Source organism: Pikeienuella piscinae (assembly GCF_011044155.1).
Lineage (GTDB): Bacteria > Pseudomonadota > Alphaproteobacteria > Rhodobacterales > Rhodobacteraceae > Pikeienuella > Pikeienuella piscinae.
This window is the reverse complement of record NZ_CP049056.1, coordinates 906,899-922,897: the sequence shown is the minus strand read 5'-3', so window position 1 is coordinate 922,897 and position 15,999 is coordinate 906,899. Positions and strand designations below refer to the sequence as shown.

The 15,999-nt window shown below is 66.2% G+C and carries 17 protein-coding genes; 9 read left to right on the top strand and 8 right to left on the bottom strand.

Annotated features, from left to right (window positions below; translation table 11 throughout):
• The first annotated feature begins 36 nt into the window (after positions 1–36).
• Together G5B40_RS04395 and G5B40_RS04390 are read left to right on the top strand one after the other, a co-directional pair.
• A complete protein-coding gene (locus G5B40_RS04395; protein ID WP_165095506.1) occupies positions 37–300 on the top strand; it encodes an acyl carrier protein in 264 nt (87 codons plus the stop codon).
• Positions 301–305: 5 nt separating this feature from the next.
• Positions 306–1,520, top strand: coding sequence for a beta-ketoacyl-[acyl-carrier-protein] synthase family protein (locus G5B40_RS04390; protein WP_165095504.1), 1,215 nt, complete (start codon positions 306–308; stop codon positions 1,518–1,520).
• Between the two features lie 3 nt (positions 1,521–1,523).
• Here the strand turns inward: G5B40_RS04390 and G5B40_RS04385 are convergent, their stop codons facing one another.
• Complete coding sequence (locus G5B40_RS04385) at positions 1,524–2,045, bottom strand: invasion associated locus B family protein (RefSeq protein ID WP_165095501.1); 522 nt, start codon at positions 2,043–2,045, stop codon at positions 1,524–1,526.
• Positions 2,046–2,536: 491 nt separating this feature from the next.
• On the opposite strand from G5B40_RS04385, the gene G5B40_RS04380 reads away from it, so the two are divergent.
• On the top strand, positions 2,537–4,153 hold the full coding sequence (locus G5B40_RS04380) for a helicase HerA-like domain-containing protein (RefSeq protein WP_165095499.1): 1,617 nt from the start codon (positions 2,537–2,539) through the stop codon (positions 4,151–4,153).
• Between the two features lie 26 nt (positions 4,154–4,179).
• On the opposite strand, the gene G5B40_RS04375 is transcribed toward G5B40_RS04380, so the two are convergent.
• The 7 genes from G5B40_RS04375 to G5B40_RS04345 form a co-directional block, all read right to left on the bottom strand.
• Entirely contained in the window at positions 4,180–5,823 is a 1,644-nt protein-coding gene (locus G5B40_RS04375) for a BCCT family transporter (protein ID WP_165095496.1), read from the bottom strand.
• A 52-nt stretch (positions 5,824–5,875) separates the two neighbouring features.
• Positions 5,876–6,292, bottom strand: coding sequence for a universal stress protein (locus G5B40_RS04370; RefSeq protein WP_165095493.1), 417 nt, complete (start codon positions 6,290–6,292; stop codon positions 5,876–5,878).
• Positions 6,293–6,410: 118 nt separating this feature from the next.
• The gene (gpt, locus tag G5B40_RS04365; protein ID WP_165095491.1) at positions 6,411–6,914 is read right to left on the bottom strand and encodes a xanthine phosphoribosyltransferase; all 504 of its coding nucleotides are present in this window, start codon (positions 6,912–6,914) and stop codon (positions 6,411–6,413) included.
• On the bottom strand, positions 6,911–7,738 hold the full coding sequence (gene fabI / locus G5B40_RS04360; RefSeq protein ID WP_281350552.1) for an enoyl-ACP reductase FabI: 828 nt from the start codon (positions 7,736–7,738) through the stop codon (positions 6,911–6,913). Before fabI ends, gpt begins: the two co-directional genes overlap by 4 nt.
• A gap of 162 nt (positions 7,739–7,900) precedes the next feature.
• Positions 7,901–8,371, bottom strand: coding sequence for a hypothetical protein (locus G5B40_RS04355; protein WP_165095488.1), 471 nt, complete (start codon positions 8,369–8,371; stop codon positions 7,901–7,903).
• A complete protein-coding gene (gene hemP, locus G5B40_RS04350) occupies positions 8,368–8,559 on the bottom strand; it encodes a hemin uptake protein HemP (protein ID WP_165095485.1) in 192 nt (63 codons plus the stop codon). The genes G5B40_RS04355 and hemP overlap by 4 nt, the downstream gene beginning before the upstream one ends.
• Positions 8,556–8,720: a hypothetical protein gene (locus tag G5B40_RS04345; RefSeq protein WP_165095482.1), complete on the bottom strand. Its 165-nt coding sequence runs from the start codon at positions 8,718–8,720 to the stop codon at positions 8,556–8,558. The genes hemP and G5B40_RS04345 overlap by 4 nt, the downstream gene beginning before the upstream one ends.
• Positions 8,721–8,919: 199 nt before the next feature.
• Between G5B40_RS04345 and G5B40_RS04340 the strand changes: the two genes are divergently transcribed.
• From G5B40_RS04340 to G5B40_RS04315, 6 genes are all read left to right on the top strand, one after another.
• Complete coding sequence (locus G5B40_RS04340; protein WP_165095479.1) at positions 8,920–10,182, top strand: imelysin family protein; 1,263 nt, start codon at positions 8,920–8,922, stop codon at positions 10,180–10,182.
• 102 nt (positions 10,183–10,284) lie between these two features.
• Positions 10,285–11,439 (top strand): hypothetical protein, encoded by a 1,155-nt coding sequence (locus G5B40_RS04335; RefSeq protein WP_165095476.1) that lies wholly within the window; start codon positions 10,285–10,287, stop codon positions 11,437–11,439.
• A gap of 114 nt (positions 11,440–11,553) precedes the next feature.
• The gene (locus G5B40_RS04330) at positions 11,554–13,095 is read left to right on the top strand and encodes a di-heme oxidoreductase family protein (protein ID WP_165095473.1); all 1,542 of its coding nucleotides are present in this window, start codon (positions 11,554–11,556) and stop codon (positions 13,093–13,095) included.
• Positions 13,095–14,126, top strand: coding sequence for an imelysin family protein (locus G5B40_RS04325; protein WP_165095470.1), 1,032 nt, complete (start codon positions 13,095–13,097; stop codon positions 14,124–14,126). Before G5B40_RS04330 ends, G5B40_RS04325 begins: the two co-directional genes overlap by 1 nt.
• A 2-nt stretch (positions 14,127–14,128) precedes the next feature.
• The gene (locus G5B40_RS04320) at positions 14,129–15,226 is read left to right on the top strand and encodes a DUF1513 domain-containing protein (RefSeq protein WP_246209825.1); all 1,098 of its coding nucleotides are present in this window, start codon (positions 14,129–14,131) and stop codon (positions 15,224–15,226) included.
• Positions 15,227–15,380: 154 nt separating this feature from the next.
• Positions 15,381–15,974, top strand: a complete 594-nt coding sequence (locus tag G5B40_RS04315; RefSeq protein ID WP_165095467.1) for a DUF502 domain-containing protein — start codon at positions 15,381–15,383, stop codon at positions 15,972–15,974.
• Positions 15,975–15,999: the final 25 nt, after the last annotated feature.

The window sequence follows — 15,999 nt, the reverse complement described above, 5'->3', positions numbered from 1 at the left end:
GTAAAGAGCGGAGCGAGGCAGCCTGGGGAACGTGCAATGACCGACGAGACCGCCCGGAAGGTCATCGATATTATCGCCGAGCAGGCGCTCCTCCCGAGCGACGAGATTCGTCTCGACGCCACGCCCGAGGAGCTCGGGCTCGACAGCCTCGCCTTGGTCGAGATCGTCTTCGCCATCGAGGAAGGGTTTGACATCTCCGTGCCCTTCAATGCGAATGAGCCGGACGCGTCGGATTTCGACATCTCTTCGGTCGCGAAGATCGTCGCGGCCGTGAAACAACTGGTCGCGGCGAAAGGCTGAATCACATGTCCCGTCGGGTCGCCGTCACTGGTGTCGGCGTCGTTTCCGCGCTCGGGCTAGACAGGCCGGCGCATCTCGAAGCCCTCCGTGAGGGCCGGAACGGCGTGTCTGCGCTGGAAATCACTGATGTCGAGCGGCTTTCGGTGCGTATCGGCGCCCAGGCCAAGGCGTTCGACGGCGCCGTGCGCTTCGACCGGCAGGAGCTCAGCCTGTTCGACCGGACGACGCAGATGGCGCTGACCGCGGCGGCTGAGGCGGTCGCGGATTCCAGGCTGGAGCTGAGCGACGAGGAGGCGCTCAGGGCGGGCGTCGTCATGGGCACCGCGCTCAACGGCATGGAGACGGTGGACGCCAATTACCGCGCGGTGTTTCAGGACGGAAAGAACCGGATCCATCCGTTCGTCGTGCCCAGGCTGATGACCAACGCCGGGACGAGCCAGATCTCCATGTCCTACGGCCTTCGCGGGCCAAGCTGGACGGTCTCGACCGCCTGCTCCTCCTCGAACCACGCGATCGGGCAGGCGTTCCAGATGGTGCGCTCCGGTGTTTCCGACGTGATGCTGACAGGCGGGGCCGAGGCGCCGCTGTTCTTTGGCGTGATCAAGGCGTGGGAAGGCCTGCGGGTGATGTCGCGCGAGGCGTGCAGGCCGTTTTCGAAGAACCGCTCCGGCATGGTTCAGGGAGAGGGCGCCGCGGTGCTGGTGCTGGAGGAGATGGGTCGCGCGAAGGCGCGCGGCGCGCGCATCTGGGGCGAGATCGCCGGTTTCGGCATGTCGGCCGACGCGCTGGATATCGTAACGCCCAGTCTCGACGGCGCGGCGCGGGCGATGCGCGCGGCGCTGAACGATGCCGAAATGACGCCTGAAGAGGTCGACTATATCAACGCTCACGGCACCGCGACCGCAGCGAATGACCGGACAGAATGCGCGGCGATCCGCGAAGTTCTCGGCGCGGCGGCGGGGCGGCTCTCGGTCTCGTCGACCAAATCGATGCATGGCCACTGCATTGGCGCCGCCGGGGCGCTGGAGGCGGCGGCGGTCCTCATGGCGCTGGACGAGGGCGTGATCCCTCCGACGATCAACTACGAAGAGCCGGACCCGGCTTGCGCGCTCGACGTCACGCCATGCACGGCGCGCGAGCGCGTCGTGCGCGCCGCGCTGTCCAATTCATTCGCATTTGGCGGGCTGAACGCGGTGCTCGCCTTCAGAAGCGCGGCCTGACGCTCAGAGCGAATTGAAGCTCTTGGTGAACCCTTCGAGCGAGATCTGAACGTCGGCCTTTTCGCCGTTCACGGCCATGATCGTCATCACCGCCTTGACGCCGCCCTTCATCTGGTCGACGAATTCCTTGGCGACCGGTTCGCTCGCGATGCAAGCGCGCCCATCGCACACCTGAAACGCGGCCCGCCCGATTTCACGGCCGTCGATTTTCACTTCCACACCCGCCGGCAGCAGAACGCCGATCGGCGCGTCGATCTGGAGCACTGCGGCGATCGGTTCGCCATTCGGGCCCTTGGCGCCATCCATCTTGCGGAGCGCGACGCGGAGCACCGCTTTCCCGTCGTCCCGATTGCCGACCTGCGTCATGATGCAGGCGTCCGGTTTCGGGACGCTGCAGCGAATCTCCCAAGCGCCATTGGTCGCTTTCAACGTCGTGTTCGGCTGCTCCTGATCCTGCGCGGTGGCGACGAACGGCGCGAAGCCCAGAACAGCGGTGATAAGAGCGGCGAAGAGTTTGCGAAGCACTTTTGGCGGTTCCTTGTCAGTTTTGCGCCCGAGGCGCGCGAATCGTTCTCGCGAGTGATGGTCGGTGCGCGTGTCGAATTCAATGTGTCGTAACCTCACGGCGGCGTGATCGGTGCTGACAAAGAAAAGGCGCCCTCGCGAGCGCCCTTCCTGCGAGACTGTCCGTCTCTTCTCTCTCCCTGTCGAACCGGCCGTGGCAAGTTCTGGAAGGCGACGCTATGCGGAGTCCTACTTATCGTCAACGGAAAATAATAGATCGGCCCCAGATTCGGGCCCTTGACTCTCATCCTTTCCGACCGTCGCTAGTTCTATCGAAGAGTGATCGCCGAGCCAAAAAAAGACCGCGCCTGAGCGCGGTCAGTTCGACAGGGAGGAGCGCGGGCGGTCCCCTCGGCAACGCTACCGAATTGACCCGCCCGCCTATTCACTCTGACGCCACTGGGTTAATCAATGATGTGCAAAGCAGCACAGGGCGTGATGGGGGCGGGCATATGGTTGAGACTGACCGGATATTCATCGGCGGCGGCGGCTCCTCCAGGAAAGAGGCTCAGGCGATCCTGCTTCGCTACGCCAACCGGCACGGACTGATCTCTGGCGCGACCGGAACCGGCAAGACGGTCACATTGCAGATTCTGGCGGAGAGCTTCTCCGCCGCCGGGGTTCCGGTTTTCCTCTCCGACGTGAAGGGCGATCTTTCGGGCCTCTGCGAAGCGGGCTCGCCGGACGCAAAGCTGCACGATGCGTTCGTGAAGCGGGCTGAATCGATCGGCTTCGACGATTTCGGCTACGACGCCTTTCCCACGGTCTTCTGGGATCTTTTTGGTGAGGCGGGGCATCCGGTCCGCACGACGATCACCGAAATGGGTCCGCTGCTGCTCGCCCGGCTTCTGCAACTCAGCGAAGCGCAGGAGGGCGTGTTGAATATCGTCTTTCGCGTCGCTGACGAGGAGGGTCTGCTCCTGATCGACATGAAGGACCTGCAGTCGATGCTGGTCCATATCGGCGAGCGGGCGAAGGAGCTTTCGCTCCGCTATGGCAATATCGCGACAGCCACGGTCGGCGCGATCCAGCGCCGGCTTCTGGTGCTGGAAGGCGAGGGGGGCGCGGGCCTGTTCGGCGAGCCGGCGCTCGAACTCGTCGACATGATCGGAACCGCGCAGGATGGGCGCGGGCGCATCAACATACTTGCGGCGGACCGGCTGATGCGCGCCCCGCGGCTCTACGCGACGTTCCTCCTCTGGCTGCTTTCCGAGCTTTTCGAGGAACTGCCCGAGGTCGGAGACCCGGACAAGCCGGTTTTCGTATTCTTTTTCGATGAGGCGCATCTGCTTTTCGACGGCGCGCCGAAGGCCCTTGTCGACAAGGTGGAGCAGGTGGCGCGGCTGATCCGATCCAAGGGCGTCGGCGTCTATTTCATCAGCCAGAACCCCGCCGACGTGCCCGACGATATCCTCGGCCAACTCGGCAACCGGGTGCAGCACGCGCTCCGCGCCTACACGCCGCGCGACCGGAAGGCGCTGAAGGCGGCGGCGGAGACATTCCGCCCGAACGACGCCTTCGACACCGAGGATGCGATTACGCAGCTGGGGACGGGCGAGGCGCTTGTCTCGACGCTGATGGAGAAGGGGGCGCCCTCGGTCGTCCAGCGGACGCTGATCCGCCCGCCGTCCTCCCGCCTCGGGCCGGCGACCGTGGAGGGAAAGGCGCGGGCGTTCGACGCGTCGCCGGTCGCCGGCAAGTACGAGGCGGCGGTGGATCGTGAGAGCGCATACGAGCGGCTGAAGGCGGCGGCGGAGGAAGCCGCGCGCGCGGCCGAGGAGGCGGCCGGCTCCGACGAGGGCGACGACCGCTCGTATGGCGGTCGGCGCAGCGGGGGAGGGCGAGCCTATCGCGGGGCCGACGAGGCGCCCCGCTGGCGCGAGGAGCCCGAGTATCGCTCGGCCCGCCGATACAAGCCGGCTGTCGCGCCGAAGCCTGCGCGCCGCCGGTCGTCGCGCTCCGACAGCGTTGGCGAGGCGCTGGTCAAACAGGTCGTGCGCACCGCTTCGAGCCAGATCACCCGGAGCCTCGTGCGGGGCGTTCTCGGGGGGCTTTTCCGCGGGCGGTAGAGACGGCGCGCCGCCTCTACCGATCGTCAGGCGCGCCGTTCGCTTATCAGGCCTTTCACGATCGCCCAGCACATCAGCAGCAGCACGATGGTGAAGGGCAGCCCGGTCGATATCACCATCGACTGGAGCGAGGCGAGGCCGCCGGCTGAAAGCAGAAGGACGATCGCGACCGCCCCTTCGAAGACGCACCAGAAGACCCGCTGCGGCACCGGCGCGTCGACCTTGCCGCCCGCCGTGATCGTGTCGATCACCAGTGAGCCGGAATCCGACGAGGTGACGAAGAAGACGATCACCAGCACGATCCCGATCATCGATGTGATCGAGGCCAGCGGCAGCTGGTCCAGCATCTTGAAGAGCTTCAGCTCCAGCGCCGCGTCCTGGGCGGCGGTGTAGCCATCCTGGACGACCTGCAGGACCGCCACGCCGCCGAAGACGCTCATCCAGAGCACGCAGACCAGCGACGGGATCAGCAGAACACAGATCAGGAACTCGCGCACCGTCCGGCCCCGGCTGACTCGGGCGATGAACATGCCGACGAAGGGCGACCAGGAGATCCACCAGGCCCAGTAGAACGAGGTCCAGCCCTGCGAGAAGTTCACGTCCTCGCGCCCGATCGGATTGGCCAGCGCCGGCAGATACTCGACATAAGCCACGAGGTAATCGACGAACCCAGTCAGGATCGCGACCGTCGGCCCGGCGAGCAGCACGAAGATAAGGAGCAGGAACGCCAGCCCCATATTGATCTCCGAGAGGACCTTGACGCCGCCATCGAGTCCGCGAAGCACCGAGATCAGCGCGACGGCGGTGATGGCGGAGATCAGTATGACTTCGGTCGCCGAGCCGACCGGGATGCCGAACAGCTCGTTCAGCCCGGCGTTCGCCTGCGTCGCGCCGAAGCCGAGCGAAGTGGCGAGGCCGAACAGCGTCGCGAAGACCGCGAGCGTGTCGATGATATGGCCCCACCAGCCCCAGACCCGTTCGCCCAGGATCGGGTAGAAGGCCGAGCGGATCGTCAGCGGCAACCCCTTGTTATACGTGAAGAGTGCGAGCGCGAGCGCGACGATCGCGTAGATCCCCCAGGGATGCAGGCCCCAGTGGAAGATCGTCGCGGCGAAGCCGAGCCGGATCGCCTCCGCCTCGTTGCCCGCCGCGCCGCCGAGCGGCGCCCAGTCGGTTCGCGCGCCGCCTTCGGAAACCGGTCCGCCCATCGAAGACGAGAAATGGCTTAAGGGCTCTGAGACGCCGTAGAACATCAATCCGATGCCCATGCCGGCGGCGAAGAGCATGGCGAACCAGCCGATGTAACTGTAATCGGGCGTCGCATCGGCTCCGCCCAGCCGCACATTGCCGAGCGGTGAGACGATCAGCCCGAGGCAGAGCAGCACGAAGATGTTCGCCGCGCCGATGAAGAACCAGTCGAACCCCTTGGTCACGGCCGAGAACAGCCAGCTGAACGCCGCGCCGGACTGCTCCGGCAAAGCCAGCGTATAGAACACGAAGGCGACGATGCTGACGCCGGAGATCATGAATACCGGGTTGTGAATATCGAAGCCGAACGGCCCGAGTTTGCCGTCGACGTTGTTCTGGCCGATCGTGTAATCGGTATCGATCAGATCGGCCACGCCTTCGGGAAGCGGGATGCCCGTATGCGCATCTGAAGCGTCGCTCATGAATACCCCTCCACTGTGCGGATCATTTGTCTATTCGTCATCGAATGCACGCTCAGCCGCGGACCAGAAATACCGACACCCCGGCGTGCGAGGCGACGGCTCCGCCATGCGACGCCCAGACATGCTCGGCGAGACCGGGAATATGCGTGCCCATGACGATGAGGTCGGCGCCGATCTCTTCGGTCGCCCGCATCAGGTTGATGTTGAGGTCGATAGCGGGATCGTGGCTGACGACCATGTGCGCGGAGGTCTTGCATCCGTGTTTCTCGCCCTCGGTTGCGGCGAAGGTGGATAGCTTGCGCTCATACTCTTCGGTCGTGCGCGCCACCGCGCTCGGCGCCTGCGTGGTGACGCCGACATAGACGATTTCGGCTCCGTGGCGTTTGGCCATGTCTGCAGACACTTCCAGCGCGCGGTCGAGAGCTCCCAGATGGGCGAGGTCCACCGGCGTTAGTATTTTCCTGAACATATATCGCTCCTAGTCGACAGCCGCCGACCGTTTTCCGTGGCCTGTCGCAGAAATGACGACGGCTCGATGGAGGGGAGCGTAACAGCGGCGTACCGTCGGATGCAAACCGGAGCCGGATTCAGACTCCGCGATAGGGCTCGACATACTGAAGCGCCATGTCCCAGGGAAAGAATATCCAGGTGTCCTGGCTCACTTCGGTGATGAAGCTGTCGACCATCGGCCGCCCCTTGGGCTTGGCGTAGACGGTGGCGAAATGCGCCTTCGGATAGAGCGCGCGCACGACCTCTAGCGTCTTACCGCTGTCGACGAGATCGTCGATCACCAGCACCCCTTCGCCGTCGCCCATCATCACGGGGTCAGGGCTTTTCAGAACCTCGGTCGCTTCCTGGGTCTGGTTGTCGTAGGATTTCACGCTGATCGTATCCACGACCCGCACGTTCAATTCCCGCGCGATGATGCAGGCTGGGACCATGCCGCCGCGGGTGATCGCCACAACCGCCTTCCACGCCCCGCCGGCGAGCGGACCCTGTTGTTCCAGCCGCCACGCCAGCGCGCGGGAGTCGCGATGGATCTGATCCCACGAGATGTGGAAGCCCTTTTCGTGGGGAAGGCGCTCGATCATCGCTTGCGGTCCGCCGCGACGTCGATATCGGGCGCATCCTCCGCCTTCATGCCGACGACGTGATAGCCGCAATCGACATGGTGGCATTCGCCGGTGACGCCGGAGGAAAGGTCGGAAAGCAGATAGAACCCGGCCTTGCCGACATCCTCCTGGCTCACATTGCGGCGCAGGGGCGAGTTCAGCTCGTTCCACTTCAGGATATAGCGGAAATCTCCGATCCCGGAGGCCGCCAGCGTCTTCATCGGGCCGGCGGAGAGCGCGTTGACGCGAATGTTCCGCGGCCCGAGATCCATCGCCATGTAGCGGACGGACGCCTCAAGCGCCGCCTTGGCGACCCCCATGACGTTATAATGCGGCATCACCTTCTCGGCGCCGTAATAGGTGAGAGTCAGCATGGCGCCGCCATCCGTCATCAGTTTCTCGGCGCGCTGGGCGATGGCGGTGAAACTGTAACAGGAAATGTTCATCGAAAGCGCGAAGTTCGCCGCCGAAGTGTCGACATAGCGCCCGGTCAGCTCCGTCTTGTCGGAATAGGCGATGGCGTGAAGAAGAAAGTCGAGCCGGCCCCATTTCGCGTCAACTTCCCGAAAGACCGCGTCGATCGAGTCGGAGTCTGAGACGTCGCAGGGAAGAACGATCTCGGAGCCGAGAGAGGCGGCGAGCGGGCGGACCCGCTTCTCCAGCGCTTCGCCCTGGAAGGTGAAGGCGAGCTCCGCCCCCGCCTCGGCGCAGGCCTCCGCGACGCCCCAAGCGATGGATCTCTGGTTGGCGACGCCCATGATCAGCCCGCGCTTCCCGGCCATGAACCCTGCGTTCGCACCCATCAGCTTGTCTCCGCTCGGCTTTTATCATTGCTTCCCGATTAAGCGTTTTGCGCTCTGCGGGCAAGGCGCAAGGCGGGGCGGGCGTCGCGCCGGGCCGCCGTCCAGCCCGGAGAGACGCCGTGTGAATTGGATGACGAGTCCGGGCCCGCTGCGGCGGGCCGGCTAATGCAGCACCCGGTCGCGGGGTGCGGAGAAGCCGATCTCCACGGCGCGGCGCCGGGCGGTCATGCGCATCAGGAACTGACCGAAACGCGCGGCCAGTCCAGCGGCGACGAAGGCCATGTCGGTGCGAAAGATCAGCGTGGCGAAAAGAATAGCATCCTCGCGCTGGCCGGCGGCGGCCGCTGCGACAAGGTTGGCGAACGCCGCCTCGTCGCCGCCGACATGCCGGCAGCCCGGCGCATGATGGACCAGCGGCCGGCGGCCATGGCGCTCGATCATATCCACAAGCGCCGCCGTCGTCGCTGCGGCCTGCTCTCCCGCGGCCTGGCCGAGGGACGCGTGGAAATCGGCCTTCGCCGGCTCCCGCGTCGTCGCGCCGGTTCGCCAGAACCGCAGAAAGAGCACCGCGGCGGCCTCGATATCCGGCAACTCCTCCAGACGTCCGACGGGCGCGCCGCCGCGCGCCGTCATTTCGTCAGCAGGAGTTTGCCCTGCCTGGTGATGCGGAGCGTGTAGACCTGCCCGTCGAGGACCAGCGCGGCCTTGCCGCCCGCATCCGTGAGACCGCGCGCGTCATAGGCCGGCGGATGTGTCTCCTCGCCAGATGCGAGGCGGGGATCCGGAAGGGGGGCGGCGCGGGTGAGGGTTGCGCTGATCATGAACGGTCTCCGTTGTTGGTGAGTTGATCCATCAGCCACTCGACGCTCAATCCGCACGGCTCCCGTTCGCCGGCGACCGCGTATTCGGAAAGAAGCGTCAGCTTGTCTGTGCAAATGGTTTGGGAGTCGGGCGTGGTTGAAGTCTTCTCTTGCACCTGCATTTCGGTCTCGCTCTCTCGATCCGGGGCGTCTGCTGTTCGTGTCTGGGTCGACGCCCCAAAACCTGACTAAAACACTAGGTCATGTCAATCCTGATAATTTCACTCCGTTTCTATTTCCGATCCTATCAATCAGGTATATGGGGGGCGCGGAAGGGCGAGTCATCGACGCGCCTGCGGGGAAGCAAGGAGGCAATTTGCAATGAAAACGATATCGCTCGCATTGGCGGCGTCATTCACGATCGCCGGCGCTGCGTTTGCGGCGTCGGAAAAGACGGATGTTCTCAAGACGTACGCCGACATCGCCCATGCCGGCTATGAAGACAGTCTGATTTCCGCGCGCCGCTTGTCCTCGGCGGTCGATGCGCTGGTCGGCGCGCCGTCGGCCGAGGCGCTTCAGGCGGCGAAATCCGCGTGGCGCGCCGCGCGGGTGCCCTATCAGCAGACCGAGGTCTTTCGCTTCGGCAATCCGATCGTCGACGCATGGGAGGGCAAGGTGAACGCGTGGCCGCTGGACGAAGGCCTCATCGACTATGTCGACGCCAGCTACGGCGGCGCGACGGATGAGAATCCGGCCGCCGCGCTCAATGTCGTCGCCAACGCCTCGATCATGATCGGCGGTGAGGCGATCGACGCGGCGAACATAACGCCGGCGCTCCTTGAAGGGACCTTGCAGGAGGCGGGCGCCGTCGAGGCCAATGTCGCCACCGGCTACCACGCGATCGAGTTTTTGCTCTGGGGGCAGGATCTGAACGGAACCGACGCCGGCGCAGGCGACCGGCCCTGGACGGATTACGCGACCGGCGACGCCTGCACGAACGGCAATTGCGATCGGCGCGGGGCCTATCTCAAGGCGGCGACGGCGCTGCTGATCTCCGATCTCGAATGGATGACCGCCGCTTGGGCCGAGGGCGGCGAGGCGCGGGCCGAAGTCACCGCGAATCCCGATTCGGGCATCAGCGCCATCCTGACCGGCATGGGGAGCCTTTCCTATGGCGAGCAGGCCGGAGAGCGGATGCGCCTCGGCCTGATGCTGAACGATCCCGAAGAGGAGCATGACTGCTTTTCCGATAACACGCACAACAGCCACTACTATGACGGGCTTGGCGTCCGGAACGTCTATACCGGCCGCTATGTGCGGATTGACGGGCGCGTGGTGAGCGGTCCCTCGGTTTCCGATCTCGTCGCGGCGGCGGCGCCGGATGTCGATGCCGGAATTCGCCGCGATCTGGACCGGACCATGGCCGCGCTCGGCGCGATCAAGACGGTGGCGGAGGCCGGCAAGGCCTACGATCAGATGCTGAAAGCCGGCGACGCCGAGGGCGAGGCCCTGATCATGGGCGCGGTCGATGCGCTTATCACGCAGACCCGCGGCGTCGAACGCGCGGTTGAGGCGCTCGCCCTCAATCCCATCGCGTTCGAAGGCTCGGACAGCCTCGATAACCCCGACGCCGTGTTTCAATAGAAGCGCGCTTGAAAAGCGCCGCGCGGAGCGCCGCTCCGCGCGGCGATCACAACGTCGCAGCCAGATCCGCAGCCGGCCGACAACAACCAAGGACAATCTAAGGTGAACAACAACCGCAACGGGCGATTCCGCCCGATGGCGCTGTCGGCGCTGTGCATTCTTCCCGTGTCTTTCGTTGGCGCTCCGCAGCCCGCAAGCGCGCAGCAGACGGCGACGGAAGCCCCGCTCGGCACGGTCGATTCCGGGGCGCTCGCCAAAGGCGAGGAAGCGGAAGCGCAGGCGACGCGCGCGCCATCCTACCCGCGCTTGACAGGCGGCGTCGCGATCGAGGTGGAGGACGATTACACCTTCGATAGCGACGACAAGACGGCGGAGATCAACGACCTCTACAACACCACGGAAGCGGCGCTTTCGCTGGAGTTCTCCGCCTCCACCAGCCTCAACACCACACTGGTGTTCGAACCGATCCGCGACCCCGGCCCGAATGACGACCGGGAGTTCGAGGATCAGGGCCTCTACATGGAGGAGCTTTACTTCCGGCGCGATTTCGGGCCCGCCGCCGCGCTCGCCGGCAAGTATGACCCCGCCTTCGGCTTCGCCTGGGACGCTGCGCCGGGGCTCTACGGGGCCGACTTCGCCGAGGATTACGAACTGACCGAGAAGCTCGGCGCGGCCATCGAGATTCCGTTCGAGCTTGGCGGCGGCGACGCCGCATTCACCATCGCCGCCTACATGGCCGATCGCACGATCTTCTCGGACAGCCTCTTCTCCAATCGCGGAAATCTCGACGAGAGCGATGGGGGCGTCTCCAACACCGACGCGCCGGAGAGCTTTGTCGTTTCGCTCGCCGGGGAAGCGGATGGGTTCACCTACAATCTCGGTTTCCGCCGACAGGCCGAAGGCGTCGGCGATGCGAAGGACGAATACGGCTTCGTCGCCGGAGCGAGCGCGCCGATCGGCGGAAGCGGTGTCGAGATGCTTGGCGAATTCGCGTATTTCCCGAATTTCGACGGGTCGAGCGATAGCGCCGTCTACGGCGCCCTCGGACTGGCTGCGCCGGTCGGGCCGGTCACGCTTTCCGGCGTCTACTCGCTTCGCGATGTCCAGCACGCGTCGACCGATCATCTCGCCACGGTCTCGGCGGAATACGAGATCGCTGAGGGCCTGAGCGTCGGCGCCGGCTATCGCTATGGCGATGAAGGCGGCGTTGAGAGCCACACCGTCGGCGCGCTTCTTGTCTATGAGTTCGGATTCTGAAGCTGTCCGGTGCGTCATTTCCGCCGGGCCGCGCGGCCCGGCGCTGTCGGAGGCTGGTTCCTGCGCTTTTCCGAGTATAACGATCAGCAATATGCAGTCGAGTGAGTCCCGCTGATGCATCGGCCCCCGCGCGGCATCGTGATCCTTGCGAGCTTCGTCGTCGCCGCTTCCATCGCCGCCCCGCTGGCGGGCGGCGAGCGGGCCTATCTGCACATCGTCCCGCGCACCGACGCCGAGCGCGCGCGCATTGAAGCCGTCACCCGACCAACCTCCGACTTCAGCGGGCCGGAGCGGTTCGAACGGCTGCCAGCCGGCGCCGCCACCTCGCAAAAGCGGCTGAACGCGGACGCGTACTCGCATTTCTCGCCTTCGATGCCCTTCGCGCGTGAGCTGGATTTCAAGGTCGGCAACGGCCTCTTCCGGAAGCTCTGGGTCTCCGCGCCGTCTTCCACGCTCGCCTCCGACGGGCTGGGCCCGCTCTTCAACGCGCGCGCCTGTCAGCATTGCCATCTGAAGGACGGGCGCGGCCACCCGCCGGACGCTGCGGCCGGCGACGCGGTCTCGTTCGCGCTGAAGATCTCGGTCCCGGTCGAGCGCGCGGCGCTGCGCGCGGAACTCGCGAGCTATCTGGATTATGCGCCGACCGCGCCGCATCCGGTCTATGGCGGACAGGTGCAGGATCTCGGCATTCAGGGCCAGGCGGCGGAAGGGCGCGTCGAGGTCGGCTATGAAGAGATCGAGGTGCCCCTTTCCGGCGGCGAGGTCGCGCATCTTCGCCGTCCGACCTACAACGTCGCCGACCCGGCCTACGGGCCGCTCGGCGCCGCCGCCGCCCTGTCGCCCCGCGTCGCGCCGCAGATGATCGGGCTCGGGTTGCTGGAGGCGATACCGGAGGCGGATATCCTCGCCTGGGCCGACCCTGACGATTCTGACGGCGACGGTATTTCCGGCAAGCCGCAGATCGCCTGGTCGACCGAATGGAACGCCGTGCGGGTCGGCCGGTTCGGCTACAAGGCCGGCAAGGCGACGATCCGCGAGCAGGCCGCCGCCGCCTTCGCCGCCGATCTTGGAATTTCCACCCCGCTTCATCCCGAGGGGTGGGGGGACTGCACGGCGGCGCAGACACGTTGCCGTAAGGCGCCTCACGGCGGCGACGCGCGTGACGACGGCTTCGAGATCGGTGAGGAGGGGCTGGAGCTGGTCACATTCTACAGCCGCAACCTCGCCGTTCCGGCCCGGCGCGATGTGGATGATCCGGAGGTGCTGCGCGGCAAGCGGGTTTTCTACGAGACCGGTTGCGCCGCCTGCCACCGGCCGAAATTCGTCACCGACCGGTTGGTCGATCAGCCGGCGCAGAGCTTTCAGCTGATCTGGCCCTATACCGATCTTCTCTTGCACGACATGGGCGAAGGGCTGGCGGACGGTTATCCCGAAGGCCGCGCCACCGGCCGGGAATGGCGGACGGCGCCGCTCTGGGGCGTCGGTCTGACCCGGACGGTCAACGGCCATGAATATTTCCTTCATGACGGGCGCGCGCGCGGGTTTCTGGAGGCCATCCTCTGGCATGGCGGCGAGGCGCAGACGGCGCGCGATGCGGTGACGACGATGCCGAAAGCCGACCGCGCTGCGCTCATCAGGTTCCTGGAGTCTCTTTGATGCGTCGCGTCGTTCTCATTCTCGCGCTTTTCCTTGCGGGTCCCGCCGCACCCTCAGCTGCGGCGGAGGTCGACCACCGGGCTTTGGCGGAGCGGGCGGTGACCGCCCATATCCTGCCGGGTTACGAGCGGCTTCTCGCCGCCGCGACAGCGCTGGAGGGCGCCGCGAAGACCTGCGACGCGGAGACGACGATCGGCGCCTATCATGCCGCGTTCGACGCCTGGATGGGCGTCAGCCATCTTTCCTTCGGTCCGGCGGAGGCGGAGGGCAGGCTATTCTCCATCGCCTTCTGGCCCGACGCGAAAGGATATACGCCGAAGACTCTTCGCCGCCTGATCGCGGCGGAGGATCCCTCGGTCGACGACCCGGACGCCTTTGCTGAAACCTCGGTCGCGGGAAAGGGCCTCTTCGCGCTCGATTTCCTGCTTTTCGATCCGGAGATCTCCGTCGCAGGCGCCGCCGAGTATCGATGCCGGCTCACTGTGGCGATCGCTCACGACATGGCGCGGACATCCGGTGAAATTCTTTCCGCATGGCGGGACGGCTACGCCGCGCTTTTCCGCTCCGCCGGCGCGGAGGACAACGTCGTCTATCTGGGCGCGGCGGAGCCGACGCAGGCGCTTTACAAGGCCGCGCTCGCGGGCCTGCGCGCGACGCTCGACCTTCGGCTCGACCGCCCGCTCGGCACGCTACGGGCGCCGCATCCGCGCCGGGCGGAGGCCTGGCGCTCCGGTCGTTCGCTACGCAATATCCGGCTCTCGCTGGCGGCTGTTGACGGGATGTACGAGACGGTGTTCGCCCCTGCGTTGACCGACGCCGACGACGCGCCGATCCGCTCCGCCTTCGACTATGCGGAGAAGAGCGCGGCGGCGGCGCCCGAGCCCTTGACGGAGGCGGTCGGCGACCCCGGCCGGCGCATCAGGATTGATGCGCTGCGGGGCGCCGTTCATTCGCTGCATGACACGGTCGCGGCCGGGCTTGGCGTCGCGCTTGGCGTCGCGCAGGGCTTCAACGCGACGGATGGAGATTGACCGTGGGGAGCGGACAGACACGCCGCGCCGCGCTGGCCGGGCTTGGTGGCCTGGCGCTCGGCGCGGCGGCCCCCGCCGCTGGCTGGGCCGGGCTTGGCGGCGCCCGGTTCCTTTCCTCCGCGCGCCTGCCCGACCAGAGCTACGCGCTGATCGGAATCGATGGCGAGGGCGAAGAGGCGTTCCGCCTCGCGCTTCCGGGGCGGGGCCACGCCGCCGCCGCGCATCCGAGTCAGACGATCGCGGTCGCCTTCGCCCGCCGGCCCGGCGATTTCGCGCTGGTGCTGGACTGTGCGACGGGCGAGGAGCTCGCCCGTCTTCATTCGCCGGAGGGGCGGCATTTTTACGGCCACGGCGCGTTCTCCGCCGATGGCGCGACGCTCTACACCACCGAGAACGCCTATGAGAGCGGCGAAGGGCGGATCGGGGTCTGGGACGCCGCCACCGGGTTCCGCCGGATTGGAGAGACGCCGTCCGGCGGGATCGGGCCGCATGACGTGAAGCTGGTCGGGGGCGGGGGCGCTCTCGTGATCGCCAATGGCGGAATTCGAACGCATCCGGAATCGGGCCGGGCCAAGTTGAACATTCCGACGATGCGGCCGAATCTGGCGTGGCTTTCGACAAAGGATGGCGCGATCCGCAATATCGTCGAGCCGCCCGAAGAGCTGAGGCTGAACTCGCTCCGCCATCTCGCGGTGGCGGGCGACCTCGTCGCCGTCGGCGCGCAGTGGCAGGGCGACGAGGCGTCGGCGCCCCCGCTTCTCGCCCTGCATCGGCCGGGCCGCGAGCTGATCTGGGCGGACGCGCGCCTTCGCGACTGGGCCTCGATGAGCGGCTATGTCGGCAGCGTCGCCATCGACGCCACGGGGGACGAAGTCGCGATCACTTCGCCGCGCGGCGGAACCGCGTTGATCTTCGACGCGGCGACCGGATCCTGCTCATGCCGGGTTGCGGCCGCGGATATCTGCGGCGTCGCCGCGTTCGAACGGGGTTTCGCGACGACGACCGGACGGGGAATCTGGGCCGGTCGCGCGGCCGATGGCGCGCTGCTGCGCGCGGCCCGTCACCGGATCGAATTCGACAATCACCTGATCGCTGTCTGAACCGGCTGCGCAGGGCGCCGCAGTCGGCGCGTCCCGGCCGTCGGCGGCGCAATGAGCTGCGTCATTCGGCGTGACTTCGCGCTGTCCCCGGATGAAGATGCGCCATGGTGGCGGATCGTCGCGACAAATACGCCCCCGAGGAAAAGGAATTCCCATGAAGCCGTTTTTCGCCCTCATCAAGGGTCTCTTTATCGGGGGGCTGCTTTTTCTGTTGCCGATCGGGATCGTTGTGGTCGTATTTGAGAAACTGCTGAGGATATCGCGCAAGGTTGGCGAGGCGCTGCATTCGATGCTCCTGCCGGGCGTTGAATCCAATGTGGCGATTCTGCTGATCGCGATCCTGGTTCTCGTCTCCATCGCACTCGCCGCGGGAATCTTCGCCAGCACCGCTCCCGGCAAGCGCACATTCGTCGCGCTGGAGCGCGCGGTGCTGGAGCGGCTGCCGGTCTACACGGTGATCCGGCAGATGGTCGCCGACATGTCCGGCAATCTTGATCGGGTCGATGCCGACGATGCGTTGAAGGTTGTCGAGGTCAGTTACATCGATCACCAGCGTGTCGGTTTCCTGGTGGGGCACACGCCGGATGGGCGGGCGATCGTTTACCTGCCCGGCGCCCCCTCCGCGCTCAAGGGCGATGTCGTGATCGTCGACGCCGACAAGGTGGCGGATACTGAAATGAAAGCGGCGACGGTGATGGCGGCGATGGGACGGCTGGGTACGGGGCTGCTCGACAAGACCGCCGCGTGACGCGCGGCGCGTATCGCGTCGACGG

What these genes read in the sequence shown, in the direction of transcription:
- G5B40_RS04395 (WP_165095506.1), top strand. Translation starts at nt 37, where the DNA reads ATGACCGACGAGACCGCCCGGAAGGTCATCGATATTATCGCCGAGCAG.
- G5B40_RS04390 (WP_165095504.1), top strand. Translation starts at nt 306, where the DNA reads ATGTCCCGTCGGGTCGCCGTCACTGGTGTCGGCGTCGTTTCCGCGCTC.
- G5B40_RS04380 (WP_165095499.1), top strand. Translation starts at nt 2,537, where the DNA reads ATGGTTGAGACTGACCGGATATTCATCGGCGGCGGCGGCTCCTCCAGG.
- G5B40_RS04375 (WP_165095496.1), bottom strand. Translation starts at nt 5,823, where the DNA reads ATGAGCGACGCTTCAGATGCGCATACGGGCATCCCGCTTCCCGAAGGC.
- G5B40_RS04370 (WP_165095493.1), bottom strand. Translation starts at nt 6,292, where the DNA reads ATGTTCAGGAAAATACTAACGCCGGTGGACCTCGCCCATCTGGGAGCT.
- gpt (WP_165095491.1), bottom strand. Translation starts at nt 6,914, where the DNA reads ATGATCGAGCGCCTTCCCCACGAAAAGGGCTTCCACATCTCGTGGGAT.
- fabI (WP_281350552.1), bottom strand. Translation starts at nt 7,738, where the DNA reads ATGGGTGCGAACGCAGGGTTCATGGCCGGGAAGCGCGGGCTGATCATG.
- G5B40_RS04355 (WP_165095488.1), bottom strand. Translation starts at nt 8,371, where the DNA reads ATGACGGCGCGCGGCGGCGCGCCCGTCGGACGTCTGGAGGAGTTGCCG.
- hemP (WP_165095485.1), bottom strand. Translation starts at nt 8,559, where the DNA reads ATGATCAGCGCAACCCTCACCCGCGCCGCCCCCCTTCCGGATCCCCGC.
- G5B40_RS04345 (WP_165095482.1), bottom strand. Translation starts at nt 8,720, where the DNA reads ATGCAGGTGCAAGAGAAGACTTCAACCACGCCCGACTCCCAAACCATT.
- G5B40_RS04340 (WP_165095479.1), top strand. Translation starts at nt 8,920, where the DNA reads ATGAAAACGATATCGCTCGCATTGGCGGCGTCATTCACGATCGCCGGC.
- G5B40_RS04330 (WP_165095473.1), top strand. Translation starts at nt 11,554, where the DNA reads ATGCATCGGCCCCCGCGCGGCATCGTGATCCTTGCGAGCTTCGTCGTC.
- G5B40_RS04325 (WP_165095470.1), top strand. Translation starts at nt 13,095, where the DNA reads ATGCGTCGCGTCGTTCTCATTCTCGCGCTTTTCCTTGCGGGTCCCGCC.
- G5B40_RS04315 (WP_165095467.1), top strand. Translation starts at nt 15,381, where the DNA reads ATGAAGCCGTTTTTCGCCCTCATCAAGGGTCTCTTTATCGGGGGGCTG.